Genomic DNA, 25,006 nt, shown 5'->3' with positions numbered 1-25,006 from the left:
TAGCTACGAGGTAAGCCGCGTTTCAACCCGCGTCGAACGCGGCGCGTAGCCATTGCAGGCCTTGCGCCTCCAGCACCACCACGTCAAAACGGCAGGGCGGTGGCGTAGCCAGGCCCAGCAAATAATGGCGCGCCGCCAGCACAATGCGCTTTTGCTTGGTAGCGCTGACGCTGGCCGCAGCGCCGCCGAACCCCGCGTGGGCGCGCTTGCGCACCTCGACAAACACCAGCGTACCGTCGGGTGCGCGCATCACCAGATCGATTTCACCGCCGCCTCGCCCGGGCGTCCGATAATTGCGCTCCAGCAGACGCAGGCCCTGGGCCTGCAAATGCGCCAGCGCCTGGTTTTCGGCCGCATCACCGGCCTGTTTGGTGGTCGGCGCAGTGCCGGTACGAACCAGAGCTAATTTTTTGAGGAAACCCATTGAGCGCTTCTTTTGCTTCCGCCTTGAACGCCGCCCACGAGGCCGCGTCTTCGCAGCATTATCCGGCGGGCACGCTCTACATCGTGGCCACGCCGATTGGCAACCTGTGCGACATCAGCCTGCGCGCCCTGCATGTGCTGGGCCTGGTGGATGCGATTGCCTGCGAAGACACGCGCCACACCCAGTCCCTGCTACGTGCCTACGGCATCGACAAGCCCTCGGCCCAGCTGCTGGCAGTGCACCAGCACAACGAGTCCGAGGCCGCCCAGAACGTGGTGCGGCGCCTGCAGCAGGGCGAGCGCATCGCCTATGTGAGCGACGCAGGCACGCCTGCCATCAGCGACCCCGGCGCCCGCGTGGCCGCCGCAGCACGGGCCGTGGGCCTACCCGTGGTGCCGCTGCCCGGTGCCAGCAGCATCACCACCGCGCTCAGCGCCGCCGGCATCGTGCAAGACACGGGCTTTGTGTTCATCGGCTTTCTGTCCAGCAAGGCGGCCGAGCGCGATACCGCGGCCCAGGGCCTGCTAGCCGAGCCCCGCGCCGTGGTGCTGCTGGAAGCCCCGCACCGCATCGAGGCGCTGGCCCGCAGCCTGGCCTGCCTGGGCGCACGGCCCGTCACCATGGCGCGCGAGTTGACCAAGCAGTTTGAAGAAATTGCCACCGTCCCGGCGCAGGATCTGCCCAGCTGGCTGGCGGCCCAGGCATCGCGCACACGCGGAGAATTTGTGGTGGTGGTGCACCCAGCCCCACCCTCCGAGACGCCAGAACAAGACCTGCGCGTACTCAAGCTGCTGCTGGCCGAGCTACCTCTAAAAACTGCGGTGCAACTGTGTGCCGACATCACCGGCCAGCCGCGCAAGCTCTTGTACAGTGCCGCCCTGGCGTTGAAGCCGGCGCCCGAGGAAGACTCCTAAAATAATAGCTGCCGGCGCAGGTATTACCTGCGCTGCAGGCCTATTTCTTTTAAGACTTTCGGCGCGGCCAGAGAAAGCTCAACGGCTGCTGGCGCACCCGCTGCCACACGGCCGAACGCAGGCGCAGGCGGTCCAGGCCGCTGACGCTGTGGGCGCCCAGCGCCAGCTGCAGGGCCAAGTAGAAGCTCACCGTCAGATTCAGCGCGCCAATCAGCGGAATCGCCGCAACGCACCACCAGAAAGCCGACATAGTCCACACCTGGGAGCCCACCGCCGAAGCCGCCGCAGCCAGTTGACCCGACGACAAAGTGACGTGGCGGGCCTCCAGCCCCAGGCCCACAAAAGCCAGCACCGGCGGCAACAGACCCAGCATGAAACCCAATGAAATGTTCGACGCAAAGCCCGAAATGTGCTCCCGCATGAAATGCGCCCAGCGGTCGGCCCGCGCCACGCCCAGCACGGCGGTGATGCGCGGGTTGTAGCGCAGGGCAGAGTCCAAGCGGTGCAACACAAACCAGTTCTCCGTCGCGCCAGCAATCAGGCTGGCCAGGAACAACAACACCCCGGTGAACGCCGCAAATAGCAAGGTGCTGGGCGTGAGCAGGTGCAGGGTCTGGAACACATGTGCGGCCTCAGCCTTGCTGATCATGGGTTTGCCGCCCAGCCACAGCATGCCAAAACTGATCAGGCAGACACAGGGCACAACCATGCCCACATTGCCCAGCACGGCCGCCACCTGGGAGCGCACCAGGTGGGTCACCTCGTCCACAAATTCGTCCACCGCACTGCCGCCGCTCAGGTCCTTGAGCTTGGCCGCCATGGCCGGCGCTGTCATGGCCGGTTGCTTGGTGGCCAGCGTCCAGTGCAGCAGCTGGATCAGCACAAAGCTGGCCGCATACATCAGGCCGGACGCCATGCCCGACCAGAACGCCGTCAGGCCCAGGGCGCCGATGGCGAACTTCAACAAGGTAGTCAACGAGGTGGCCGCCCCGCCGCCGGCCGCCTTGGCCAGCATGCCTCGGTATTCGGCATGGTCGCGGGTGATGTAGTGCGCGCCGGTTTCCGCACTGCGCTCGGTTACCTTGGCCGCCAGCATGGAGGCATTCACACGCACCAGGGCACGCACACTGCGCCGCTCCTGCCCGGCTTCGGCCAGCTTGGACACCAGGCGTGCAGCACTGGCCTCAGGCGTGATGGATACCAGACCATCCATCAGATCACGCACCCGCAAGACCCGCTCGCGCAGCTGGCGCAGCATGAACACCAGGTTGATCGAAATGCCGTGTTCGTTCAAATGCGGATACACGCTAGCTGCCGCCTGGCGGCACAGTTCCAGGCGCTCACGCAGGCGCTGCGCCGCAGCCTCCAGCTCCTGCGGCTCGCGGGGTGTGGCAATAAAGGCCAGGCGGAAGGCATCCACGTCGGCCGACAAATCGCTGAATGGCTGGGCCTGGCGTGCACCGTCGCTCATGCGCAGACGCAACTCCGAGGCAAAGCCCGTGGCGCGGATCTGGCTGGTGCAGAACACAATCGCCTGCAGCAAAGCGTCTTGCCACAGGGTGACGCAGGGCGTGCGGGAAGGCGCCGTTAGCAGCCCAGCCAAGCGCTGCAGGCTGCTGCTATCCAGCGCAGCCAACCACTGCGCATCGCCCTTGTCGCGCAGCACCAGGCTGAACAGCTCTGCGGCATCGGTTGTTTCGGGGGTCGCGGGCAGAATCTTGCGGCCAAGGCGACCGCCCAGCTCACTCAAAAATGCCGAGCTATGCGAGAAGCCATAGTCGGCCAACACGGTGGTGCTGTCCACGGTTTGCAGCAACACCAGCCACCAGGCGCGCAGGCTCTGCTGCAGCTGTGGCCGTGTCTGCAGCGCATCCAGGAAGAACTGCATCCGGCGTACCGATGCATCGGCAGAGCTACCATCGCCGCGTATCCAATCCAGCAAGCCAATCAGCCACAGATGGCGCTGCGCCAAAGGGGCATTGGCATCCAGCGCGTCGAGCAAAAAGGGGAGGTCAGATTGTGTCAATAGTGCGTTCAGAAGAGGTGTCGCTGCAGGAATAAACCTGCCGGGAGGGAAAGCGCAAACTGGGGGATACCAACAACTTGCGCGGCTTCTAACGGTGATTGGTGCGGCTGGCGGGGATCGAACCCACGACCCTTGGCTTCGGAGGCCAATACTCTATCCACTGAGCTACAGCCGCAACGCAGCCGATTGTAGCCGCTGCGTACAAGGCCTTGCGCAGATACCCGGACGCCGCGCCAGACAAGGCCAGACGAGGGGTGACAGGTATACTCGCGCGTTGAACAAAGCCCCCGATTTTTTTGAGGACATCATGAGCGCCAATTCCCACGATCATGCGGCCGAAGAAGCCCACACCGGCCCCATCAAAAACCCCAAGCAATTGCTGGTGGCGGTCTTCTTCTCGTTCGTTGTGCCGATTTTCGCCATCATCGGCCTGGTGTACTTCGTGGTGTCCGCCGCCAAGCCGGCAGGCACCAATATCGAGGAATCCATGGCTCTAGGCGGCGTGACAGAACAATCCCAGAACATTGCGGTGGCCCAGCGCATCCAGAAGGTGGGCGCGGTAGAAATCCGCGATGCCAACCGCGAACTCAAATCGGGTGAAGACGTATTCAAGGCCCAGTGCACCACCTGCCATAGCACAGGCGTTGCTGGCGCCCCTAAATTCGGCGATGCAGCCGCCTGGGGTCCACGCATTGCCACCGGCTTTGAATCTCTGCTGCACTCCGCCCTGAAGGGCAAGGGTGCCATGGGTGCGCAGGGCGGCGGCGACTTTGAAGATACCGAAGTGGCCCGTGCCGTGGTCTACATGGCGAATGCCGGCGGCGCCAAGTTCCCAATTCCGCAAAAGCCAGCTGCTGCTGCATCCGACCCTGCAGAAGCTGCGAAGTAAGCCACACTCTGGCGCATCCTACAGGCCGGCATTGCCGGCCTTTTTATTGAAAAAGGCTGCCAGCGCAGGATTTACTTGCGTCAGCAGCTATTTTTTATGTAGCGCCTGAGGACTTAGAACATACCCAAACCGAGCCGGCAGTTCTTGGGTCTCGAAGGGCTGCGGCACCCACAGGCCCTGCTCCACCGCTTCAGCGGCAAACCCCATGTCCAGGCTGTGCACAAGACCGAAACCAATATCAGTGTCCAAGTAGACGCGGCCCTCGCTGTCGAGCACACAACGCTGCACACGAGCCGCCTGGCCGGTGTGGGCCAACACTGAGAAGTCGGGGTGCACCCGCCACACCAGCGGCGCCGCTTCCAGTTCCACATACACGCGCTGCGGACCATTCTGGAAGAACCACTGCCCGGAGGCATCGGCCTCGTAGTTGCGTTGAATGAAGTCGATCAGCTTGGTATGTTGCAAGCGGCTGCCCTTGCTGAGCGTATTACCACCAGCCGATGCCGCAAACGGACCCGCCGCCTGGGCCGCGTCGTCGCGCATATACCAGCTGCCCCGTGCATCCAGGCCCAGCCAGCCGTAGCAGTCGGGCACATTCGGCCATTTGGCGATGGCTTGTCTGACGATGTCGTCCATGGTTTCAGTCGCTCCGCAGCTCAGGCCTGGCTGGCCTGCAACAACCATCCACCTACCGCGTCCGGCAGGCTGCGCACATGCCCCGGAATCGGCCCCTGCGGAAACCCGACATGGCCGCCGTGCGCTGGCTGCCAAAGGGTGACATGGTTGCCCACAGCATCCTGGTGCGGCAGGCTCCACACCGGCACAAAAGGGTCGTTCATGGCGTTCACCACCAGCGCAGGGATCTGGATGCGTGCCAAGTGCGGCTTGGCCGATGCGCGGGCCCAGTAATCTTCCGTGCTGTTAAAGCCGTGCAGCGGGGCGGTAAACACGTTGTCAAATTCGTAGAGGTCACGGGCCGCCAGCATGGCTTCGCGGTCAAACAACCCAGGGTGCTGGTCCAGCTTCTGCAGAGCCTTGGGCTTCATGCTGCGCAAAAACATACGGGTGTACACCTGCCGGTTCAGACCCCGACCTATGGCCCAGCCTGCAGCCGCAAGATCCAGCGGCGCACAGACAGAAGCCACCGCACGCACGATCCGCCCGGCCCGCTCGCCCATTTCCTCGGCCCAGCGTAGCAAAGCATTGCCACCGAGCGACACGCCGACCGCAATGATCTCACCTTTGTGGCGGGCCTTGAGGCGTTTCAAGACCCAGCCTATCTCCTCGTAGTCGCCAGAGTGGTAGGCGCGCGGTGCCAGGTTCAGCTCGCCACTACAGCCCCGAAAGTGCGGTACGGCATAGCCCATGCCGTGGGCCCGCGCGTAGTCACCAAAAGCCTCGGAATAGTGGCTGGAGGAAGATCCTTCCAGACCATGGAACAACACCAGCAGAGGTCGCGCATCCTCGCTCAGTGCAGGATCGGCCACCATCGCGGGCGGGTCGCAGAAATCGACATCCATGAAGTCCAGGTCGGGGGTGATCCAGCGTTCCCGCCTGAAGCGCAAAGACGGGCCGAAGACCCGCCGCGAATACAGCGCCGGCCAAATCGTCTGCGCGTGCCCGCTGGGCAACCACCAGGGCGCTGCATAATTCATAGCACGCCTCGTAGGTGGAATGTGCGGCAGAAGGCTAAAAGGTTTGAGACCAGCATCAGTGCAGCACCTGCGGGGCGCCACTACTTTCCTGCATCTCCAAGCCGGTGCCAGGGCTGGCATGGTGGGCCACCATGCGCCAGCCCTGGGCCGTCTTGTGATAAACGTTGGTGGCAATGGCAAACGCCTGGCGAGGGCCGTCGGCAGTCATGACCTCAATGCTTTCGACGACGTTGTGCATGGCACTGCCCAGCGATTCAACCTTGCGCACCTGCAACGGCGTAGCGCGGATACTGCTCTGCGCAAACATGGCCTCAAAGGTCGTACGCACGGCCGCAACGCCCACCACCCGCAGCCCACCGGGGTGCACGCAGACCACATCGTCCTCGTCGGCCCAGCAGGCCATGAGCTTGTCGATGTCGCCGTTGTGCAAGGCCTCGTAAAAAGCAGCTTCCGTATCGTCAGCACTGCCACCCATGGTGGCGGCGTGCAACTTGGCTTTGGACATAAAACGCACCCGCGTGGAACAAGCTTTGATTTTGCCCTGCTTTATGCGGCCTGCGCGCATCGTCTCACCCAGTAAAAAACACGAACCGGTGGCTGCCGGGCAGCCCGGAAGACGCGCACAAAAAAGCCGCTCGAAAGCGGCTTTTTTGAAGATCGTCGTCCTTTTGGGGATCAACGCTTTTGGCGAAACTTGCGCAGAGCAGAAATCTGGGCTGCCATGATGGCCAGCTCGGATTGCGCCTTGGCAATATCCAGTTCACCCTTGGCATTGCGCAGCGCGTCTTCGGCTGCGGCCTTGGCCGTGTTGGCCTTTTCATCGTCCAGATCCTTGCCGCGGATGGCGGTGTCGGACAGCACGGTGACGCAGTTGGGTTGCACTTCCAAGATACCGCCGGCTACGAAAATGAACTCTTCTGTGCCGTCAGCCTTCTCGATGCGAACCGAACCGGGCTTGATCCGGGTGATCAGCGGGGTGTGACGTGGGTAAATGCCCAGCTCGCCAGACTCACCAGGCAAAGCCACAAACTTGGCTTCGCCGGAGAAGATGGAGGCTTCGGCACTGACAACGTCCACATGAATGGTCGACATACGTTTCCTTTGGGGTCAGCGTGGTGAAGGGAAAAGGCAAGACGCTGGCAGCGCCACAAAGGCACTGCCCGCGCCCAAGGCATTAAACCTTCTTGGCCTTTTCAATGGCTTCGTCGATCGTACCCACCATGTAGAACGCTTGTTCTGGCATGTGGTCGCATTCGCCGCTGACAATCATCTTGAAGCCACGGATGGTTTCCGACAATGGCACGTACTTGCCGGGCGAACCGGTAAACACTTCGGCCACGTGGAAAGGCTGGCTCAGGAAACGCTGGATCTTGCGGGCGCGGGCCACAGCCAGCTTGTCCTCAGGAGCCAAGTCATCCATACCCATGATGGCGATGATGTCGCGCAGTTCGCGGTAACGCTGCAGCGTACCTTGCACAGCACGGGCGGTGTTGTAGTGGTCTTCACCCACGACCAGCGGGTCCAGCTGGCGGCTGGTGGAGTCGAGTGGATCGACCGCAGGGTAGATACCCAACGAAGCGATGTCACGGCTCAACACCACGGTGGAGTCCAAGTGGGCGAAAGTCGTCGCAGGCGACGGATCGGTCAAGTCATCCGCCGGCACGTAAACAGCCTGGATGGAGGTGATCGAGCCCACCTTGGTGGAGGTAATACGCTCTTGCAGGCGGCCCATTTCTTCAGCCAGGGTAGGCTGGTAGCCCACGGCGGAAGGCATACGGCCCAGCAGTGCGGACACTTCGGTACCGGCCAGGGTGTAGCGGTAGATGTTGTCCACAAAGAACAGCACGTCACGGCCTTCGTCACGGAAGGATTCCGCAATGGTCAGACCGGTCAAAGCCACGCGCAGACGGTTGCCTGGGGGTTCGTTCATCTGGCCGTAGACCATCGCCACTTTGGACTCAGGCAGGTTTTCCAGATTCACAACGCCGGAGTCGGCCATCTCGTGGTAAAAATCGTTCCCTTCACGGGTACGCTCACCCACACCAGCGAACACGGACAAGCCGCTGTGCGCCTTGGCGATGTTGTTGATCAACTCCATCATGTTCACGGTCTTGCCCACACCGGCACCACCGAACAGACCGACCTTGCCGCCCTTGGCGAACGGGCAGATCAAGTCAATCACCTTGATGCCGGTTTCCAGCAGTTCTTGCGAAGGGCTGAGTTCGTCGTAGGCCGGAGCCTTACGGTGGATGGTTGCGGTCAGTTCCTGGCCGACAGGACCACGTTCGTCGATGGGCGCGCCCAGCACGTCCATGATGCGGCCCAGGGTGGCCTTGCCCACGGGAACGGTGATACCCGCGCCGGTGTTGTAGACCATCAGGCCACGGCGCAGGCCGTCGGAAGAACCCAACGCAATAGTACGGACGATGCCGTCACCCAATTGCTGTTGCACTTCCAGGGTCAGCGCGGAGCCTTCCATTTTCAGTGCATCGTAAATGCGGGGCATATGGCTGCGTGGGAACTCCACGTCCACCACGGCGCCAATACACTGGACAATTTTTCCCTGAACGCGGGCGTTCACTTCTGCATTTTCTTGAGCCATGTTTGCTCCAATAAATTGAATCTTTAAATCGACCGATGACTAACCGGGACGGTTGGCTGTTTAAACAGCCGCAGCACCTGCCACAATTTCGGACAGCTCTTTGGTGATCGCAGCTTGGCGGGTCTTGTTGTAGACCAGCTTCAGCTCGCCAATCACGCTACCTGCGTTATCCGTAGCAGCCTTCATGGCAACCATGCGCGCAGCATGTTCCGAAGCCATGTTTTCAGCGACCGCCTGGTAAGCCAGCGCTTCGACATAACGCACCAACAGGTCGTCAATCACCGATTGCGCATCTGGTTCGTAGATGTAGTCCCAAGCATGCGCACCTGCTGCCTTGGTTTCCGCCAGCATCTTGGACGCCGACAAAGGCAACAACTGCTCAATAACCGGCTCTTGTTTCATGGTGCTGACAAACTTGTTGTAGACCAGATGCACGGCACTGATTTCGCCTTTTTCGTAGGCGTCCAGCAATACCTTCAGCGGTCCGATCAGCTTGTCCAGATGCGGCTTGTCGCCCAGATGAGTGACATGTGACACCACCTTGGCGCCGATGCGAGTCAGAAAACCCAAACCCTTGCCACCGATGGCCACCGCCTGCGCGCTATTGCCCGCAGCCTGCGAGTCGCGCAGCTTGATGGTCAAGGAGCGAAACAGATTGGTGTTCAAACCGCCGCACAAACCTTTATCGGTCGTGATGACCACAAAACCTTCGGCTTTGGCGCCGTTGGTTTGCATAAAGGTGTGCACGTACTCCGGATTCGCCTGACCCAGGTTTGCAGCGATGTCACGGATCTTCTCGCTGTACGGACGCGCTGCGCGCATCCGCTCCTGCGCTTTACGCATCTTGGAAACGGAGATCATCTCCATCGCCTTAGTGATCTTCTTGGTGTTTTCCACCGATTTGATCTTGCTGCGTAGTTCCTTGCCTGATGCCATGGGTGGCTCCTAGTTTGGAATTAAGCGAACGTCTTTTTGAACGCTGCCACAGCGGCGAGCAATTCAGCCTCAGCTTCCTTGTCCAGCGCTTTGGAAGCTTCAACCTTGGCCAGCAAGGCAGCGTGTTTGTCTTTGAGGTAGCCGTGCAGGCCATGCTCAAATGCCAACACCTTCTTTACCGCGATATCGTCCATGAAGCCCTTGTTCACCGCGAACAGCGTGGCGCCCATCAAGGAGATGGACAGCGGGCTGTACTGGGCTTGCTTGAGCAGTTCGGTCACGCGGGCACCGCGGTCCAGCTGCTTGCGGGTGGACTCATCCAGGTCAGAAGCGAACTGGGCGAAAGCCGCCAATTCACGATACTGCGCCAAGTCGGTACGGATACCGCCGGACTGGCCCTTGATGATCTTGGTTTGCGCTGCGCTACCCACGCGAGACACCGAAATACCAGCGTTGATCGCGGGACGGATGCCGGCGTTGAACAACGAGGTTTCCAGGAAGATCTGGCCGTCGGTAATCGAGATCACGTTGGTCGGCACGAATGCAGACACGTCACCGGCTTGCGTTTCAATGATGGGCAGAGCCGTCAAAGAACCGGTCTTGCCCTTGACTTCACCCTTGGTGAAGGCTTCGACGTAGTCGGCATTCACGCGGGCGGCACGTTCCAGCAAGCGGCTGTGCAGGTAGAACACGTCGCCTGGGTAGGCTTCGCGGCCTGGTGGACGGCGCAACAGCAGGGACACTTGGCGGTAAGCCACGGCTTGCTTGGACAGATCGTCGTACACGATCAGTGCGTCTTGGCCGCGGTCACGGAAGTATTCACCCATGGTGCAACCGGAGTAGGCGCTGACGTACTGCATAGCAGCCGACTCAGAAGCCGAAGCCGCCACCACAATGGTGTACTCCATCGCGCCAGCTTGTTCCAGAGCGCGCACCACGTTCTTGATCGATGAGGCCTTTTGACCAATCGCGACGTAAACGCAGGACATGTTCTGTCCCTTTTGGTTGATGATGGCGTCGATAGCCACGGCGGTCTTACCCGTCTGGCGGTCACCAATGATCAGTTCGCGTTGGCCACGACCCACAGGCACCATGGAGTCAATCGACTTCAGGCCAGTCTGCATGGGCTGGTCCACCGACTTACGGGCGATCACGCCCGGTGCGACCTTTTCGATCACGTCGGTGAGCTTGGCGTTGATAGGACCCTTGCCGTCGATAGGCTGGCCCAGTGCATTCACCACGCGACCCAGCAACTCAGGGCCGACGGGCACTTCCAAAATACGACCCGTGCACTTGACGACGTCGCCTTCGGAAATGTGTTCGTATTCACCCAAGATCACGGAACCGACCGAGTCGCGCTCCAGATTCAAGGCCAGGCCGTAGGTGGGTTGACCGTCGCTGCCGGCAGGGAACTCCAACATTTCGCCTTGCATCACGTCGGACAAACCATGGATGCGGCAAATACCGTCGGTCACGGACACCACGGTGCCCTGGTTGCGGATGTCAGCCTGAGCCGTCAAGCCTTCGATACGGCTCTTGATCAGTTCAGAAATTTCTGCGGGATTGAGTTGCATGACTCTTTCCTTCTCTTTCTTTGGTTAGCAAACAACCGGAGCCACGGGCTCTGGCCGAAAACGCTGGCTCCAACCTTAGGCGGTCAGGGCCAATTTCATATGTTCCAGGCGGGCTTTGATCGAAGTGTCCAGCACCTCGTCACCCACCACGACGCGAATTCCGCCAATCAACTCCGGCTCTAACGCTACGGTGAGATTGAGCTTCCGTCCAAAACGCTTTTCCAAGGCTGAAGCCACGCCCGCCAAAGCCGCTGCATCCATCGCAAAGGCACTAAAGACCGTTGCATCGGAAGAGCCGCCCACCGCATTTTTCAATGCGCGGAACTGGGTAGCAATCTCGGGCAGCACGCTCAAGCGGCCGTTTTCAATGACCAGCTGCAGAAAGTTCTTGGCAGCTTCTGGCAAGGCCGACTTGGCCACACCAGCAATCACTTCGAACACCTGGGCGGCTTCCACCTTGGGATTGTCGGCAAACTGCAGCAGCTGAGAATTGCCTGCAATCGCAGCCAATTCATCCAGCCACACAGCCGTACCGGCCAAGTTGGAGGCGCTTGCCTTGAACAGTGCTTCTGCGTAAGGACGGGCAATGGTTGCTATTTCAGCCATGGTCGTTCTGTCGCTCAGAGTTCAGTTTGGAGTCGGTTCAGCAAGTCCGCGTGGACACCGGCATTGACTTCCTTGCGGAGAATCTGCTCGGCACCCTTGACTGCCAGTGCGGCGACCTGCTCACGCAGTGCTTCACGGGCCTTCACGGTTTGCTGGTCGGCTTCGGCACGAGCTGCGGCCACGATCTTGTTGCCTTCTTCCGTTGCACGGGCTTTGGCTTCTTCGATGATGGTCTGGGCACGGCGGTCGGCATCAGCCAGGCGCGATGCGGTCTCGGTACGCGACTTGGCCAATTCTTCTTCCACGCGCTTGTTGGCGCTGGTAAGTTCAGACTTGGCTTTATCGGCGGCGGCAAGACCGTCAGAGATTTTCTGTGCCCGCTCGTCCAATGCCTTGGTAATGGGAGGCCACACGAATTTCATCGTGAACCACACCAGAATCGCAAAGACAACGGCCTGCAGGAACAGGGTTGAATTAATGTTCACGGCTTAATTCCTTTCGGTCGTGAAAGGTCGGCCAAAAATTAAATCGCGAAAGGCTTAGCGAAAGCGAACAGCAGGGCAATAGCCACGCCGATCAGGAAAGCCGCGTCGATCAGACCGGCCAAGATGAACATCTTGGTTTGCAATTCGTTCATCAGCTCAGGTTGGCGAGCCGAAGACTCAAGGAACTTGCCGCCCATCAAAGCGATACCGATGGAGGCACCCAGTGCGCCCAGACCAACGATCAAACCACAAGCCAAAGCGACGAGACCCAGAATGTTTTCCATGATTGCTCCTAAAAATTACAGGTAAAAGAAAAAGAAAAGCGAAAACGAACCTTAGTGCGCCTCATGGGACTGGCCCACGTAAATCAGCGTCAGCATCATAAAGATGAAGGCTTGCAAGGTGATCACCAGAATGTGGAAGATGCTCCACGCTGCTCCAGCGATAACATGCCCAACACCTAGCCAGAACCCGCCCACCAGGGGGTTGAACTGCCAGGCCCACGTGCCGCCCATCAGGGCGATCAACATGAATACCAATTCACCAGCGAACATGTTGCCGAACAACCGCATGCCGTGCGAAACCGTTTTTGCCAGGTACTCGATCACTTGCATCAGCAAGTTGATGGGGTACAGGAACCAGTGGTCGCCGAATGGCGCTGCGACCAACTCGTGCGCCCAGCCGCCCAGGCCCTTGATCTTGATGTTGTAGACCAAGCAAACAAACAAAACGCTAACCGACAGACCCAGCGTGGTGGACAAATCGGCCGTGGGGACCACTCGCATGAAAGCATGGTGCGCATCATTACCAGCGGACACATAAGCGTGCTCCCACAGCTTGGGCAGCAAGTCGACCGGCAGCATGTCCATGCCGTTCATCATGAAGATCCAGACAAAAACAGTCAGCGCCAGAGGAGCCACCAGCTTGCGGCTTGTCGCGTTATGAATTACGCCCTTGGCCTGCGTGTCGACCATTTCCGAAAGAATTTCTACCGCCGCCTGGAAGCGGCCAGGGACACCCGACGTAGCCTTGCGCGCCGCACGCCACAAAAAGAAGCAGCCGACGATACCGAGAATGATCGAATACAGCACCGAGTCTAGATTGAACAAGCTGAAATCCACGATGTGGCTTTGCTTGACGCTCTGAAACGAAAAGTCTCTTTGCAAATGCTGCAAATGGTGAACGATGTATTCGCCCGCCTTCGGGCCTTCTGTAGCAGCGTGTTCAGTCGACATATTTAGCAGTCCATCAATTATGTTGAGCCGGATGTGGGCGTTTGGAGCGGAACATAAGCGCCAACCAAACCACCTTCATCGTCACTACAAAGCCGGCCACCAGGGCCAACCAATTTAACTCTGTGACCCACTTCGGCGCCGCAAACAACATCGCGACGGTCAAAATGATCTTCACCAATTCCCACACAAAAAAACCCAGCATCGCAGCACCCGGCACAGCCTGCGCCAAACGCCCCGTGACGCCGCGCGCAAAAACTGCCGCAGGCAACACCACTGAAAGTGCGCCATAAGCGGCTGACCACCCCATGCTGGACTTGCCCGTCAGGAGCCAGGCCACTACTGCAACCAGACAACCTGCCAGACTTTGCCCCATCAGCACCCGCCACATCGACAGCGGCGGATTCTGCCTGCGCCACTGTTGCGCCTCGGCTGCCGTCAGGGGCTTGAAACCTTCGCCTTGCTCCCCATCTTCTTGGTCAAAGGTCATTGTTCACCTGTTTTATGACACCCAGGTTTACCCTGAACAATTTAGCAAAGCCTACTATTATATGTAGAAACTGCTGGCTATCAAATGACAATGACAGAGCGTGAGAAATGGCCTGTTTTACGCAAGCTTTACACATATGGTACCCGTCACAGCTGGCGTCACGCTTACACGCACCCGCCGGGGGCAGATTGTGCCCTTATTCGGTGCACACCAAACCCATTAGCCCCTGAATCCCTCCGGCCTCTTCGACAGGCACTTGTCCGCTACCGCAGATCTCATACCCATGGTTGACGAAACCCGGGCGCGGTCTGCTCGCAAGAACGGTCCAAAATAACGAACTTAGCTTCTCCTTTCCCGCCATGCATTCCCTGCCCGACTTTCCCTGCTACCTCAACGGCAACTACACACCGTTGTGCGACGCCAAGATCAGCGTCATGGACCGTGGCTTCATCTTCGGCGATGGTGTCTACGAGGTCGTGCCGGTCTACGGCGGCCGCCTGTTTCGCTTTGAACAGCACATGGCGCGGCTGGACCGCAGCCTGGCCGAGCTGCGCATCCCCAATCCGCACACGCACGAGGCCTGGCATGCGATTGCTTCTAAATTAATAGCATCTCGCGCAGAACATACCAGCACCGACGGCACAAAAGCCTCACATAACAACCAACTGGTGTACATCCAGGTAAGCCGTGGTGTCGCCATGCGAGACCACGCCATGCTGGCCGATATGCAGCCCACGGTCTTCGCCATGGCCAACACCATGAACCTGCCTTCCGAAGCACAGCGCCGCCTGGGCGTGATGTGCGTCACGGCCGACGACTTCCGCTGGGAAAAGGCCCACATCAAAAGCACCAGCCTGCTGGGCGCGGTGTTTGCCCGGCAGATTGGCGTAGACGCGGGTGCGGTAGAAACCGTGATGTTCCGCGACGGCTTTCTGAGCGAGGCCGCCTCCAGCAATGTATGGCTGATCAAGGACGGCGCAGTCTACGGCCCGCCGAACGACAATCTGGTGCTGGAAGGCATACGCTACGGCCTGATCGCAGAGCTCTGCCAGGCGCAGGGCATTCCATTCCAATTGCGCCGCATCAGCCGCGATGAGGTGCGGACCGCCGACGAACTGCTGCTGTCCAGCGCCTCCAAGGAAGTCCTGGCCATCACCAGCCTGGACGGCCGACCGGTTGGCAACGGCCAGCCCGGGCCGGTCTACCAAAAACTGTATGCGGCCTACGTCGCCACCAAAGAAAGCCTTTGAACCCCATGAGCACACCGACCACCAACACGCCCGCCGAGCCCACCGATCCACGCAAGGACTCGCTGATCGAATACCCATCCCAGTTCCCCATCAAGGTCATGGGCCTGCGCGCAGAGGGCTTTGTCCACGCCATCACCAGCATCGCCAAACAGTTCGACCCCAGTTATGACGCCAGCACGGTTGAGTTGCGCGAAAGCAAGGGCGGCAACTACCTGGGCATCACCATCACCATCACGGCCACCAGCCGCGAACAGCTGGACGAGCTCTACCGCACGCTGAGCACCCACCCCATGGTGAAGATGGTCTTGTGACCGCCTCTCTGCCCTGTCAGCTACTGGGCCGCGTGGACTACCTGCCCACCGTCCAGGCCATGCAGGATTTCACCGCCCAGCGCACGCCGGATGCGCGTGACCAGCTATGGATTTGTGAGCACCCGCCGGTGTTCACCCAAGGCCTGGCCGGCAAGGCCGAGCACCTGCTGCTGCCTGGCGACATCCCCGTAGTGCAAACCAACCGTGGCGGCCAGGTGACCTACCACGGGCCAGGCCAGGTAGTCGGCTACCCGCTGCTGGACCTCAAGCGGGCCGGCTACTTCGTCAAGGAATATGTGTTTCGCATTGAAGAGGCCGTGGTGCAAACCCTGGCGCACTTCGGCGTGACTGGCCTGCGTGTACCAGGCGCACCGGGCATCTATGTTCGGCTGCAAGACCCGTTTGGCCATGCGCGTCTGGAAGCCGGCTTTGCAGCCAAGGAACTGGAGACCAGGCCCGATTACCTGGGCAAGATCGCCGCACTGGGCATCAAGGTCAGCCGGCACTGCACTTACCACGGCGTGGCGCTGAATGTCGCCATGGACCTGGAGCCCTTCCAGCGCATCAACCCCTGCGGCTACGCCGGGCTGCAAACCGTGGACCTTGCCCGCCTGGACGTGCATGTGCCCTGGCAGGATGCCGCCCTGGTGCTGGGTGAAAAGCTCGGCCGCTACCTGCCGGCCTAAGCCGCGTCTTGCAGCAACTGCGCCAGCGTGGTACCCGACACCAGCTGAATACCCTGCTCCTGCGCAAAAGCGCGGGCCTTGCCTGTCACTTCGCCAGCGCTGATGTAGATGCAGGCATCGGCACCACGCCGCTCTTTTTCCGTCGCCAGATCGCGCAACGACTCCACGCCCTGGTTCGCAGCCTTCCAGCGCTTAGCGGCCACCAAAGTACTTTTCCCGTCTTTCGACAGCTGCAAATCCGCTGCCGCCCCATTCAGCCGCGTCACCATATGGCCCTGGGCGCGGTAGGCCGCGTCCAGGCTGTCGGCAAAGTCGCGCCAGGGCATGGCGCCCGCACGCTCCAGCAGCTCGGCCACGCGGGCAGCACTGGGCACATTCCATTGACGCTGCAAGGCCATCAGGCCGATCACGAAGAAGGGCAGCGCGCCCATCACACCGAAAGGCACATACGCCTTGGGCAGCAGGGCCGCCGACGCCAGGCCGAAAGCCAGCACCAGCAGCATGCTGATCCACCACGGCGAGCGCAGCAAGACTGCGAAAAGAGAGTTCTTGGCCATTTTGAGTTTCATGCCCAAGAGTGTACGAGTCGCTGGAGGCTACAAGGCCTGGTACACCCGCAGTGCCGCAAAGGCATCGTTGGCCGCATACAGCATTTGCGTCGGGCTCAGCTGGGGCTGGGCCCAGTTCGAGGTGGTGGTCTTTTTGGACTTGTGGAAACGCTGGCGCAGCACCACGCCTACCGCCGCGCGCACTCCCATGGAGGTGCCATACCCCTGCTGGCGAAAAATGCTGTTCAGGTCCAACACGGCCTGCATCGTCACGCCCAGCCGGGCGTGGATTTGCCCACGGTCCTGCTCCAGGCCGAAACCCACTTTGCGCACCGCAGGCGACTGCAGTATCTGCACCAGACAGGGCAGCGATTCCGGCCGGTGCAGCTGGAACAAGAAAGCCTGCGTTGGCAGCGCGAACTGCACCACATGCGGCCCGCTGCTGACCTCGCCCGGCGCAAACGTGGGCTTGGCTTCGGTATCAAAACCCACGGCGCCGGCTGCCAGGATATGCGCCGTGGCGGCCGCAAATTCGGCTTCGGTGCGGGGCACCAGAATGCGGTCCAGCGGCAGGCCCTGGAACGGCGGCAGCACACCGGTTTCGGCTTTGGTGGGTGCGGTTTTTTTCATTTTTTAGTACCAAGAGGGAAGCAGCCGGTCTGCTACGATCAAATCAGAACAATACACATTTGGAGACAAGTAGCCATGCAATCTGTGCGCAGACAGCTGTTAGGAGGTTTGGTGGGCGGATTGCTGCCCGGATTGCTGCCTTTGGGCGTCTTTTCCCAAACTGCGGAAAAAGGGGTGATCGGCATCTCCCTGCCCACCATCACCTCGCTGCGCTGGGTGATCGAAGGCCTGGCCATGACCCGCTTTATGGACAAGCTGGGCTACCGCGCCATTTTGCAGTACGCCAACGACGACCTGGCCGCCCAGACCGCCCAGATTGAGGACATGATCGCCAAAGGCGCCTCGGTACTGGTGATCGGCGCCATTGACGGCACCAAGCTGGCGCCCGTGCTGCAGAAGGCCGCTGACAAAAAAGTGAAGGTCATCGCCTACGACCGGCTGATACGCGGCAGCAACCATGTGGACTACTACGCCACCTTCGACAACTTCCAGGTCGGCGTGCTGCAGGGCAGCGACATCGCCAACCGGCTGGGCCTGGCCGAGGGCAAAGGCCCCTTCCGCATCGAACTGTTCGCCGGCTCGCCCGATGACAACAACGCCCACTTTTTCTACAACGGCGCCATGTCGGTGCTCAAGCCGTTTATCGACAAAGGCCAGCTGGTAGTGGGTTCGGGCCAGATGGGCATGGACAAGGTGTCCACCATGCGCTGGAGCGGCAGCGTGGCGCGTGCCCGCCTGGTCGGCATACTGGAGCGCAACTACGCCAAACAACACCTGGACGCCATCCTCTCTCCCTACGACGGCATCACCATCGACCTGATCGAGGCATTGAAAAAAGCCGGTTATGGGCAAGGGGGCCAGCCCCTGCCCTTCACCACCGGCCAGGATGGAGAACTGCCCTCGGTGCGCTCCATCATCCGGGGCGAGCAGAGCTCCACCATCTTCAAGGACACGCGCGAACTGGCCCAGGTCACCGCCACCATGGTAGACGCCATCCTGTCCGGCAAAAAGCCCAACATCAACGACGAGAAGACCTACAACAACGGTGAAAAAGTCGTGCCCGCCATGCTGCTCAAGCCGCTGCTGGTGGATGTGAAAAACTGGCGTGCCGCCCTGGTGGACAGCGGTTTCTACAAGCCCGAGCAGTTCCGCTAACGGCGTGTATACAACCTAGACGGCGGTGCGCAGCGGCGCACAACGTCACCACACCGTCACACGGCGTACGCATGATGCGTCCTTTTTGCACCAAGGACACCCATGCGCTACCCGCACTCGCGTATTTCCCTGCTAACCGCAGCCCTGGTCTGCGCCCTTACAGCCATGTCCGCCCAGGCCATCGACCTGGTGGCTATCGGCAAACTCTCCGCGACCGCCAGCGACCTGTCCGGCCAAAGCGGTGCACTGGAAAACGGCGTGCGCGGCGACCTGCTGGGCGGCGTGGGCTCCGGCCTCACCTGGGCCGGCGGCAGCACCTTCCTGGCCCTGCCCGACCGTGGCCCCAACGCCACCGCCTGGAACGCCAGCGTAGACAACACCGCCAGCTACATTCCCCGCTTCCACACCCTGAACCTGGCACTCAGCCAAACGCCTGACGCGACCACAGGCCTGCCCTTCACCCTGAGCCCCAGCCTGCTGGGGACCACCCTGCTGTACAGCCGCACCGCACTGCATTACGGCGAACCCGTCGCAGGCTACTCGGCCGTGCCAGCAGCCAACACCACAGGCAAGTTCTACTTCTCGGGCCGCTCGGACAACTTTGCCGCCGCCAGCACCTCGGCCGACGTGGCCGACGCCCGCTTGGACCCAGAAGGCATACGCCTGTCGCGCAGCGGCAGCTCGGTGTTCATCTCCGACGAATACGGCCCCTACATCTACCAGTTTGACCGCGCCAGCGGCGGCCGTGGCCGCACCATCACCCTGCCGGCCAGCCTGGCCATCGCCAAAAAAGCCGCCTCCGGCGCCACCGAAATCAGCGGCAACACCAGCGGCCGCGTGGCCAACAAGGGCATGGAAGGCCTGGCCATCTCGCCCGACGGCACCACCCTGTTCGGCTTCATGCAAAGCCCGCTGATCCAGGACGGCGGCGACGGCGGCCGCGCCAACCGCATCCTGAGCATCAACATCGCCTCCGGTGCCACCCAGCAGTACGTCTACGACAACTACCTGGCCGACATGGGCAAGGGCTATAACAGCAGCGAAATCCTGGCCCTCAACAGCCATGAAATCCTGGTGCTGGAGCGCGACGGCAAGGGCCTGGGCGACGACAGCAAAGCCGTGGTCAAGCGCGTCTACAAGATCGACCTGGCCGGCGCCACCGACGTCAGCCAGCTCAGCGGAGAAGCCAACCTGCTGCCCTATGCCGTGCCCAAGACCCTGTTCCTGGACATCGCCGCCAAGCTACAGGCCGCTGGCCTGAAGAACACCCAAATCCCCGCCAAGCTCGAAAGCATGGCCTTTGGCCAGGACGTGGTGGTGAACCGCGCGGTCAAGCACACCCTGTACATCGGCAACGACAACGACTTCCTGCCCGTTACCGCCGGCGGCCTGGCCAACCCCAACCAGTGGTTCGTCTTCACCTTCGACGACGCAGACCTGGGCGGCTCCAGTTTCGTCAACCAAATCTTGCCCAACTAAGCCCCCATCTTCCTAGGCCCACACCATGTACTCCAAATTTCTCGCCATCTCCGCCCTGGCCCTCGGGCTGGCTGGCACCGCCCACGCCGACTTCGTGCTGAACACCGCCCCCGCCAACTGGACCACGGCCAACAGCAATGGCGGCAACGGCACCGTCGTGGCCAACAGCAGCACCTTGACGCTGAACTCGTCCAACTTCAGCGACTTCAACAGCGCGCCGCTGGACCCGACCACGCTGAGCTACAGCCTGCTGTTCAACCAGAACACCCTGCTGAGCTTCAACTGGAACTACAGCACCGCCGACGACGGCGGCTCCAGCAACGACAGCTTTGGCTACATCCTGGACGGCGTGCTGCACCAGCTCAGCACCGACGGGCTGTTCGACCCGCAGTCCGGCAGCCTGTCGCTGCTGGTGAATGCTGGCAGCACCTTCGGGTTTGAAACCACGTCGGTGGACAGCCTGTTTGGCGGCGCCCGCACTGTGGTGTCCAACTTCAGCGCCACCAACCAGATTCCCGAGCCCGGCAGCATGGCGCTGGTGTTCACCGGCCTGCTGGCGGCGGGTGCCGTCGCCAAGCGCCGCAGCAAGCAGGCTTGAGGCTACGTCTACCGTTCGCCCTGAGCCTGTCGAAAGGCCCTTCGACAGGCTCAGGGCGAACGGGAAATTTCACTCTGCAGTCTTAAATCTGCGAATGTTTTAGGCCTGCAGCGCAGGTAATACCAGCGCAAGCAGCTATCAAACAAATAGCAGCCTCAGTCCACCAGCTTCAAGCCCACCGGCAGCGATTCGCCGAATACGCGCCGGGTATCGGCCTCGTCCAGCACCGTCACCTCGCGCACCATGGCCACCCAGGCGGGTGCGGCACGGACGGCCAGCAAACGGTCTACCACGCGCTGGCGCAGGGCATCGGGCACATCGCGTGCGCGGTCGCCAGTGGTGCGGGCGATCTGGGTGGCGGCAAAGGCCGCCGGCTCCACCTTTGACCAGTCTTGCGCCAGCACGGCCTCCAGCCATTGCGCTGCCACCTCGGGCGGCACCACGTGGTGCAAGCTGGCATACAGCGGCTGGCGCGCGCCTATGCGGCCCAGCGCCCACCAGCTTTGCGGGTTCTCGCCGGGTTTCTGCAGGCGCTGCACCAGCCATTGGCCCAACTGCACCTTGTGGGCAACCGCTAGGCGCTCGAACGAGGCCGCCATGCGCAGCATCTCGTCCAGCGCCAACATGGGCGGGCCGCCGGGCGCTTCAATGTCTTGGCCGCCCACGGGCTGCAGGTAGTAGGCGATGGCCTCATAGACCATGTCTTGTTGCTCGGCCGTCAGCCCGCCGGCCACGCGGCGCCACAGCGTCCACCATTCGGACCACTGCTGTGGCTCGTGGCTGTGGGCGATGCCGGGCTCGAACAAGTCCCACATCTGCTGCACACGCCAGTCGTCCAGCGGGTGGCCGAAGCCGGGGCGCAGCGCATAGCCGGTCAGGTTGAACCACTGGCGCTCGTGCTGGGCCGTGCGGCGCCTGCGCTTGGCGCGCTCCAGCAGCTGGCCGAACAGGGTGCGCAGCAGCGGCGTATCCCAGCTATCGCGGCTGCCCAGCAGGCGCTCTAGATGGGCGCGCAGCTGCTTCACCTCCTTGGCGTCCACGCCCTGGGCGCGGTCGCCGTAGACGCGGTCTATGGCCGCGCTGGCGTCCGCCAGGCGCGGGTGTGGCGGAGCCTCCTGAGTGGCTTCAGGTATATCACCTCGTAATTGGAATTCCAGCTGCCACTGCTGGGCCGGGGCGTCCACGGCGATGCAATGCATCTCCAGCGTGCCCACCTCGGTCAGCGCGGTGCGCAGCTGCACCAACACCTCGCGGGCGCTGCCCTGCACCACGGTAGCGATCGGGGGTAGGCGCACGAAGTGGCCGGTGGACAGGTCGATCAGCTCGCCCGGCTGGTGCCGGGTATCGGTGACGCTAGACGCCAGGTAAAAGCGCACCGGCCGCCCCAGGCGCAGCGCAAACGTGCGGTCGGCCAGCAGGATGGGCTTGCCTTCCTCCGCGCCGTGCGGCAGCACGCAGATGCCACGCTGGCTGGTCAGGCCGCCATTGTCGCCATCGTCCAGCACCAAGAAGTAGCTGCGGGCCGAGCCCCCGCCAATGCGCGGTGCCTTGCCCGCGCGGGCCAGCGCATAAGCCACGGCACCACGCGCCACGGCGGCGTCCAGCTGCGGGTTGTGCAGCAGCTGCAGCGGCTGAGCGCTCCAGCTGTTCAGGGTGTCATGCAGGCGCTGCACCAGGGCCTCGGCATGGAACACCCCTCCGTTCAGCAGCAGCGCATCCGGCCGCACGCCGGGGTGGCGCTGCAAGAAGGCCGCCACATGCCGGGTGATAGCCGCGTCGCTCGCATACGGCAGGCCAAACGCTACCAGGCCACCACGTCCGCCATGGGCACGCTGGGGCTGGGCGTCAGCGGCAACTTGCGGAAAGAAGCCTTCAACCAACAGCTGCTGTAAATCCGCCCGGTGCAGGGGGGCAGAACGCGCGCCGCCTATGAGTCGGGAGCCGCTGCCCAGCAGCGTCACCGTGGTGCTGTCCGGTGCGCCGGGGCTCCACAGCAGCTCCTTGGCGGCGCGGCAGCGCTGGGTCAGCTGGGCCAATTGGGTGGCGCTCAGGCGCTCGCTGCCCAGGCGCGACTCGACCAAATGCGCCAGCGCCAGGTCCATGTTGTCGCCGCCCAGCACCAGGTGGTCGCCCACGCCGGTGCGGGTCAGCCGGGGTTCGCCGTGGACGACGTCCACGTCGATCAGCGTCAGGTCGGTGGTGCCGCCGCCCACGTCGCAAACCAGCACGCGGCGGGTGGTTTTCAAATCTTCGGCCAGGGTGTCGCGGTGGCTGTAGACCCAGTCGTAAAACGCGGCCTGGGGTTCCTCGATCAGCCTGACGCCAGGCAAACCGGCCAGGCGCGCGGCCTCCAGCGTGAGTGCGCGCGCACCTTCGTCGAAGGAGGCGGGCACGGTCAGCACCAGCTCCTGCTGCTCCAGCGGGGCTTGGGGGTGCTGGGCGTTCCAAGCGGCGCGCACATGGGCCAGGGTGCTGGCGCTGGCGGCCAGGGGCGAAACCTTGGCAATGTCGTCCGGTGCGCCCCAGGGCAGGATGGGCGCGGTGCGGTCCACCGCCGTGTGCGACAGCCAGCTCTTGGCGCTGGCCACCAAGCGCCCGGGCACCTGCGCGCCCAGCTCCAGCGCAAAGCGGCCCAATACCGCAGATTCCGCCGACTCGGTAGACGGCCAGGGCAGTTGCACATCGGCCGGCGCCAGCGTGCCCGGCGCGGGATGGAAGCGCACCGAAGCCAGTTGCGGCAGCGCCGCCACCTCGCCCGCCGCTACCAGCTGGGCGATGGGGAACAGCTGGATCTGCGCCGCCCCGCGTTCGGCAAACGCCACCACCGTGTGGGTGGTGCCCAGGTCGATACCAACGGTGTAGCGCGGCTTCTTGCTTGCTACATTAACCATAGCTGCTTGCGCAAACAACATCTGCGGCGGAGGCATTTTTCATACTTGAAGTGTAATCAGCCCACGGCAACGGCCAGCCCGGACTGCGGTTCTCAATGCAGCGCAGCTTCCGGCTCACACTCGGGCCGCACGCCCAGCGGCAGCACACACAGCCGGACGCCGTCCAGGCTGAGCACCAGGCCGAGTTGACCACCTATCTGCACGACGCCGCAGGTGGTCGCAGGCGATGCTGTCGTGGCTGCTACCGTCAGCGTGGACATAGCCGCCAAGGCGCTGATCGGCGGCCGGCGCAGCATCGCCCACAGGGTGTGCGGATCGCGCAGCTGCAGGGATTGCAGGTAGAGGCGGAAAACGGTCTCTTGCTCCGCCGCTGGCTCCGAATCGACCTCGGGGCCAGCCGCTTGGCGCAGCCGCAGCAGCGCCCGGCGCAGCTGCTGCCGGCTGGCGGCTTCGGACCGGCCGCTGGCCTCGGCAATCTCGGCATGGGCGGCCTCAAAGACTTCGTGCAGCAACAAGGCCGCGCCGTCTTCCGGCGCCAGCTGGGACGCGAGCAGACGCAAAGCGTGGGTGGTTTCCTCGGCCAGGGCAGCGTCCATCTCGGCCGAGGGGGATGTGGCGGCGTCGGCGTCCATTCCGGCCAGCCATTGCTGCATCCAGTCGCGGCGACGCAGGCGGTCTATGGCCAGGTTGCGCACCACGGTGAGCAGCCAGGCCTGGGCCACATTGGGCGCCTGTGCGTCTGGCGCCAGCGCACGCAGGTAGGCGTCTTGCACCGCATCCTCGGCTTCCGCCGGGCCCAGCAAGCGGGTGGCGGCGCGCAGCAGGCGGCGGCGGTCGGAATCCAGCAGAACCCAGTGGTGTTCGTCGTACATGGGCACAGCATGCCACAGGCGGCATGTCACAAACGCCGTGCCGTATCCGTCTAGGCAGTTCAATCACAAGGAAACCCATGGACACCCCAGACAAGCCAGACACCGCCACGGCCGAGCCGCGTACCTCCTACCTGGAGGAAAAAGCCTTCAAGTCCCGCACACTGCTGGTCTTCGGCACCGTCACCGACGTGATGGCCGCCGACATCACGCGCCGGCTGATCGCACTGGATGCCGACAGCGCCGAGCCCATCGACGTACTGGTCAGCTCGCCGGGCGGACACCTGGAGTCAGGCGACGCCATCCACGACATGCTGCGCTTCATTGCCGCGCCGGTGAATATGGTCGGCACCGGCTGGGTTGGCAGTGCCGCCACCCATTTGTTCCTAGCCGCGCCGCTTGAGAAGCGCTACTGCCTGCCGAACACGCGCTTTCTGATCCACCAACCCAGCGGCGGCGCGGGCGGGCCGGCCAGCGACATCGCCATCCAGGCCCGTGAGATCGTCAAGGCCCGCGAGCGCATCGCCCGCACCATCGCCCGCGAAACCGGCAAGCCGCTGGAGCAGGTGCTGGTGGACATAGAGCGGGACCGCTGGCTGTCGGCCGAGGAAGCGGTGGAGTACGGCCTGGTGTCGCGCATCATCGAGCGCAAGACCGAGCTCAGAGAGGCGTGATGCTCTCTAATTAATAGCTGCTGGCGCAGGTAATACCTGCGCCAGCAGCCTGTTTAACGTGAACATTCCCTGCCAAAGAACC

The 25,006-nt window shown here is 62.3% G+C and carries 27 protein-coding genes and 1 tRNA gene; 9 read left to right on the top strand and 19 right to left on the bottom strand.

Translation table 11 applies throughout. The features are described from left to right. Positions 1-22: 22 nt before the first annotated feature. Positions 23-424 (bottom strand): YraN family protein, encoded by a 402-nt coding sequence (locus AC4BBN_RS11355; RefSeq protein WP_490592093.1) that lies wholly within the window; start codon positions 422-424, stop codon positions 23-25. On the opposite strand from AC4BBN_RS11355, the gene rsmI reads away from it, so the two are divergent. Further along, positions 424-1,338 (top strand): 16S rRNA (cytidine(1402)-2'-O)-methyltransferase, encoded by a 915-nt coding sequence (gene rsmI / locus AC4BBN_RS11350; RefSeq protein ID WP_490592092.1) that lies wholly within the window; start codon positions 424-426, stop codon positions 1,336-1,338. The genes AC4BBN_RS11355 and rsmI overlap by 1 nt on opposite strands. A 49-nt stretch (positions 1,339-1,387) precedes the next feature. Here rsmI and AC4BBN_RS11345 read toward each other — a convergent pair whose 3' ends face one another. Then, positions 1,388-3,364, bottom strand: coding sequence for a site-specific recombinase (locus tag AC4BBN_RS11345; RefSeq protein ID WP_490592091.1), 1,977 nt, complete (start codon positions 3,362-3,364; stop codon positions 1,388-1,390). Between the two features lie 99 nt (positions 3,365-3,463). Further along, a tRNA-Arg gene (locus AC4BBN_RS11340) sits at positions 3,464-3,539 on the bottom strand. Between the two features lie 132 nt (positions 3,540-3,671). Between AC4BBN_RS11340 and AC4BBN_RS11335 the strand changes: the two genes are divergently transcribed. After that, positions 3,672-4,253 carry a c-type cytochrome gene (locus AC4BBN_RS11335; RefSeq protein WP_490592090.1) on the top strand — a complete coding sequence of 194 codons (582 nt, stop codon included), beginning with the start codon at positions 3,672-3,674 and terminating at the stop codon, positions 4,251-4,253. Positions 4,254-4,340: 87 nt separating this feature from the next. Here AC4BBN_RS11335 and AC4BBN_RS11330 read toward each other — a convergent pair whose 3' ends face one another. From AC4BBN_RS11330 to AC4BBN_RS11275, 12 genes are all read right to left on the bottom strand, one after another. Continuing rightward, positions 4,341-4,889, bottom strand: coding sequence for a DUF2946 family protein (locus AC4BBN_RS11330; protein ID WP_490592089.1), 549 nt, complete (start codon positions 4,887-4,889; stop codon positions 4,341-4,343). A gap of 20 nt (positions 4,890-4,909) precedes the next feature. Beyond that, positions 4,910-5,908, bottom strand: coding sequence for a YheT family hydrolase (locus AC4BBN_RS11325; protein WP_490592088.1), 999 nt, complete (start codon positions 5,906-5,908; stop codon positions 4,910-4,912). A 55-nt stretch (positions 5,909-5,963) separates the two neighbouring features. Beyond that, entirely contained in the window at positions 5,964-6,413 is a 450-nt protein-coding gene (locus AC4BBN_RS11320) for a YybH family protein (RefSeq protein ID WP_490592087.1), read from the bottom strand. A gap of 170 nt (positions 6,414-6,583) precedes the next feature. Continuing rightward, positions 6,584-7,000 carry a F0F1 ATP synthase subunit epsilon gene (locus AC4BBN_RS11315; protein ID WP_490592086.1) on the bottom strand — a complete coding sequence of 139 codons (417 nt, stop codon included), beginning with the start codon at positions 6,998-7,000 and terminating at the stop codon, positions 6,584-6,586. Between the two features lie 82 nt (positions 7,001-7,082). Continuing rightward, positions 7,083-8,510 carry a F0F1 ATP synthase subunit beta gene (atpD, locus tag AC4BBN_RS11310; RefSeq protein ID WP_490592085.1) on the bottom strand — a complete coding sequence of 476 codons (1,428 nt, stop codon included), beginning with the start codon at positions 8,508-8,510 and terminating at the stop codon, positions 7,083-7,085. A gap of 60 nt (positions 8,511-8,570) precedes the next feature. Continuing rightward, positions 8,571-9,446, bottom strand: coding sequence for a F0F1 ATP synthase subunit gamma (gene atpG / locus AC4BBN_RS11305; RefSeq protein ID WP_490592084.1), 876 nt, complete (start codon positions 9,444-9,446; stop codon positions 8,571-8,573). Positions 9,447-9,466: 20 nt separating this feature from the next. Continuing rightward, positions 9,467-11,020 carry a F0F1 ATP synthase subunit alpha gene (gene atpA / locus AC4BBN_RS11300; RefSeq protein ID WP_490592083.1) on the bottom strand — a complete coding sequence of 518 codons (1,554 nt, stop codon included), beginning with the start codon at positions 11,018-11,020 and terminating at the stop codon, positions 9,467-9,469. Positions 11,021-11,095: 75 nt separating this feature from the next. Beyond that, entirely contained in the window at positions 11,096-11,626 is a 531-nt protein-coding gene (locus tag AC4BBN_RS11295; protein WP_490592082.1) for a F0F1 ATP synthase subunit delta, read from the bottom strand. Positions 11,627-11,640: 14 nt separating this feature from the next. Then, positions 11,641-12,111 (bottom strand): F0F1 ATP synthase subunit B, encoded by a 471-nt coding sequence (locus AC4BBN_RS11290; RefSeq protein WP_490592081.1) that lies wholly within the window; start codon positions 12,109-12,111, stop codon positions 11,641-11,643. Positions 12,112-12,149: 38 nt separating this feature from the next. Continuing rightward, complete coding sequence (atpE, locus tag AC4BBN_RS11285) at positions 12,150-12,395, bottom strand: F0F1 ATP synthase subunit C (protein ID WP_058721792.1); 246 nt, start codon at positions 12,393-12,395, stop codon at positions 12,150-12,152. A 51-nt stretch (positions 12,396-12,446) separates the two neighbouring features. Beyond that, on the bottom strand, positions 12,447-13,346 hold the full coding sequence (atpB, locus tag AC4BBN_RS11280) for a F0F1 ATP synthase subunit A (RefSeq protein ID WP_490592080.1): 900 nt from the start codon (positions 13,344-13,346) through the stop codon (positions 12,447-12,449). A 13-nt stretch (positions 13,347-13,359) separates the two neighbouring features. Further along, positions 13,360-13,833 (bottom strand): ATP synthase subunit I, encoded by a 474-nt coding sequence (locus AC4BBN_RS11275; RefSeq protein ID WP_490592079.1) that lies wholly within the window; start codon positions 13,831-13,833, stop codon positions 13,360-13,362. A gap of 359 nt (positions 13,834-14,192) precedes the next feature. On the opposite strand from AC4BBN_RS11275, the gene AC4BBN_RS11270 reads away from it, so the two are divergent. From AC4BBN_RS11270 to lipB, 3 genes are read left to right on the top strand one after another with little or no spacing between them, the layout of a single operon-like run. Next, positions 14,193-15,083 (top strand): D-amino acid aminotransferase, encoded by an 891-nt coding sequence (locus tag AC4BBN_RS11270; RefSeq protein ID WP_490592078.1) that lies wholly within the window; start codon positions 14,193-14,195, stop codon positions 15,081-15,083. Positions 15,084-15,088: 5 nt separating this feature from the next. After that, the gene (locus AC4BBN_RS11265; RefSeq protein WP_490592077.1) at positions 15,089-15,394 is read left to right on the top strand and encodes an HP0495 family protein; all 306 of its coding nucleotides are present in this window, start codon (positions 15,089-15,091) and stop codon (positions 15,392-15,394) included. A 59-nt stretch (positions 15,395-15,453) separates the two neighbouring features. Next, positions 15,454-16,080, top strand: a complete 627-nt coding sequence (gene lipB / locus AC4BBN_RS11260; RefSeq protein WP_490592858.1) for a lipoyl(octanoyl) transferase LipB — start codon at positions 15,454-15,456, stop codon at positions 16,078-16,080. Here lipB and AC4BBN_RS11255 read toward each other — a convergent pair. Together AC4BBN_RS11255 and AC4BBN_RS11250 are read right to left on the bottom strand one after the other, a co-directional pair. Then, on the bottom strand, positions 16,077-16,649 hold the full coding sequence (locus AC4BBN_RS11255) for a restriction endonuclease (RefSeq protein WP_490592076.1): 573 nt from the start codon (positions 16,647-16,649) through the stop codon (positions 16,077-16,079). The two genes, lipB and AC4BBN_RS11255, sit on opposite strands and share 4 nt — an antisense overlap. A gap of 27 nt (positions 16,650-16,676) precedes the next feature. Further along, entirely contained in the window at positions 16,677-17,258 is a 582-nt protein-coding gene (locus AC4BBN_RS11250; protein WP_490592075.1) for a 3'-5' exonuclease, read from the bottom strand. 75 nt (positions 17,259-17,333) lie between these two features. Between AC4BBN_RS11250 and chvE the strand changes: the two genes are divergently transcribed. The 3 genes from chvE to AC4BBN_RS11235 all read left to right on the top strand — a co-directional run bounded on the left by chvE (position 17,334) and on the right by AC4BBN_RS11235 (position 20,490). After that, entirely contained in the window at positions 17,334-18,413 is a 1,080-nt protein-coding gene (gene chvE, locus AC4BBN_RS11245; RefSeq protein WP_490592074.1) for a multiple monosaccharide ABC transporter substrate-binding protein, read from the top strand. 102 nt (positions 18,414-18,515) lie between these two features. Further along, positions 18,516-19,892: an esterase-like activity of phytase family protein gene (locus tag AC4BBN_RS11240; RefSeq protein WP_490592073.1), complete on the top strand. Its 1,377-nt coding sequence runs from the start codon at positions 18,516-18,518 to the stop codon at positions 19,890-19,892. Positions 19,893-19,917: 25 nt separating this feature from the next. After that, positions 19,918-20,490, top strand: a complete 573-nt coding sequence (locus AC4BBN_RS11235; protein ID WP_490592072.1) for a PEP-CTERM sorting domain-containing protein — start codon at positions 19,918-19,920, stop codon at positions 20,488-20,490. Between the two features lie 155 nt (positions 20,491-20,645). Here AC4BBN_RS11235 and AC4BBN_RS11230 read toward each other — a convergent pair whose 3' ends face one another. Beyond that, positions 20,646-23,381, bottom strand: a complete 2,736-nt coding sequence (locus AC4BBN_RS11230) for an Hsp70 family protein (RefSeq protein ID WP_490592071.1) — start codon at positions 23,379-23,381, stop codon at positions 20,646-20,648. A 92-nt stretch (positions 23,382-23,473) separates the two neighbouring features. Further along, entirely contained in the window at positions 23,474-24,253 is a 780-nt protein-coding gene (locus AC4BBN_RS11225; protein WP_490592070.1) for a sigma-70 family RNA polymerase sigma factor, read from the bottom strand. Positions 24,254-24,330: 77 nt separating this feature from the next. Here AC4BBN_RS11225 and AC4BBN_RS11220 point away from each other — a divergent pair, with 77 nt between their 5' ends. Beyond that, entirely contained in the window at positions 24,331-24,924 is a 594-nt protein-coding gene (locus tag AC4BBN_RS11220; RefSeq protein ID WP_490592069.1) for an ATP-dependent Clp protease proteolytic subunit, read from the top strand. Positions 24,925-25,006: the final 82 nt, after the last annotated feature.

Source organism: Rhodoferax sp. SPJ21, from assembly GCF_058216335.1.
This window is presented reverse-complemented; position numbering and strand designations above follow the sequence as displayed.

Excerpts from the sequence above, each read along its gene's own strand:
- AC4BBN_RS11355 (WP_490592093.1), bottom strand. The coding sequence starts at position 424 with ATGGGTTTCCTCAAAAAATTAGCTCTGGTTCGTACCGGCACTGCGCCG.
- AC4BBN_RS11335 (WP_490592090.1), top strand. The coding sequence starts at position 3,672 with ATGAGCGCCAATTCCCACGATCATGCGGCCGAAGAAGCCCACACCGGC.
- AC4BBN_RS11330 (WP_490592089.1), bottom strand. The coding sequence starts at position 4,889 with ATGGACGACATCGTCAGACAAGCCATCGCCAAATGGCCGAATGTGCCC.
- AC4BBN_RS11325 (WP_490592088.1), bottom strand. The coding sequence starts at position 5,908 with ATGAATTATGCAGCGCCCTGGTGGTTGCCCAGCGGGCACGCGCAGACG.
- AC4BBN_RS11320 (WP_490592087.1), bottom strand. The coding sequence starts at position 6,413 with ATGTCCAAAGCCAAGTTGCACGCCGCCACCATGGGTGGCAGTGCTGAC.
- AC4BBN_RS11315 (WP_490592086.1), bottom strand. The coding sequence starts at position 7,000 with ATGTCGACCATTCATGTGGACGTTGTCAGTGCCGAAGCCTCCATCTTC.
- atpD (WP_490592085.1), bottom strand. The coding sequence starts at position 8,510 with ATGGCTCAAGAAAATGCAGAAGTGAACGCCCGCGTTCAGGGAAAAATT.
- atpG (WP_490592084.1), bottom strand. The coding sequence starts at position 9,446 with ATGGCATCAGGCAAGGAACTACGCAGCAAGATCAAATCGGTGGAAAAC.
- atpA (WP_490592083.1), bottom strand. The coding sequence starts at position 11,020 with ATGCAACTCAATCCCGCAGAAATTTCTGAACTGATCAAGAGCCGTATC.
- AC4BBN_RS11295 (WP_490592082.1), bottom strand. The coding sequence starts at position 11,626 with ATGGCTGAAATAGCAACCATTGCCCGTCCTTACGCAGAAGCACTGTTC.
- atpE (WP_058721792.1), bottom strand. The coding sequence starts at position 12,395 with ATGGAAAACATTCTGGGTCTCGTCGCTTTGGCTTGTGGTTTGATCGTT.
- atpB (WP_490592080.1), bottom strand. The coding sequence starts at position 13,346 with ATGTCGACTGAACACGCTGCTACAGAAGGCCCGAAGGCGGGCGAATAC.
- AC4BBN_RS11275 (WP_490592079.1), bottom strand. The coding sequence starts at position 13,833 with ATGACCTTTGACCAAGAAGATGGGGAGCAAGGCGAAGGTTTCAAGCCC.
- AC4BBN_RS11270 (WP_490592078.1), top strand. The coding sequence starts at position 14,193 with ATGCATTCCCTGCCCGACTTTCCCTGCTACCTCAACGGCAACTACACA.
- AC4BBN_RS11265 (WP_490592077.1), top strand. The coding sequence starts at position 15,089 with ATGAGCACACCGACCACCAACACGCCCGCCGAGCCCACCGATCCACGC.
- lipB (WP_490592858.1), top strand. The coding sequence starts at position 15,454 with ATGCAGGATTTCACCGCCCAGCGCACGCCGGATGCGCGTGACCAGCTA.
- AC4BBN_RS11255 (WP_490592076.1), bottom strand. The coding sequence starts at position 16,649 with ATGAAACTCAAAATGGCCAAGAACTCTCTTTTCGCAGTCTTGCTGCGC.
- AC4BBN_RS11250 (WP_490592075.1), bottom strand. The coding sequence starts at position 17,258 with ATGAAAAAAACCGCACCCACCAAAGCCGAAACCGGTGTGCTGCCGCCG.
- chvE (WP_490592074.1), top strand. The coding sequence starts at position 17,334 with ATGCAATCTGTGCGCAGACAGCTGTTAGGAGGTTTGGTGGGCGGATTG.
- AC4BBN_RS11240 (WP_490592073.1), top strand. The coding sequence starts at position 18,516 with ATGCGCTACCCGCACTCGCGTATTTCCCTGCTAACCGCAGCCCTGGTC.
- AC4BBN_RS11235 (WP_490592072.1), top strand. The coding sequence starts at position 19,918 with ATGTACTCCAAATTTCTCGCCATCTCCGCCCTGGCCCTCGGGCTGGCT.
- AC4BBN_RS11230 (WP_490592071.1), bottom strand. The coding sequence starts at position 23,381 with ATGGTTAATGTAGCAAGCAAGAAGCCGCGCTACACCGTTGGTATCGAC.
- AC4BBN_RS11225 (WP_490592070.1), bottom strand. The coding sequence starts at position 24,253 with ATGTACGACGAACACCACTGGGTTCTGCTGGATTCCGACCGCCGCCGC.
- AC4BBN_RS11220 (WP_490592069.1), top strand. The coding sequence starts at position 24,331 with ATGGACACCCCAGACAAGCCAGACACCGCCACGGCCGAGCCGCGTACC.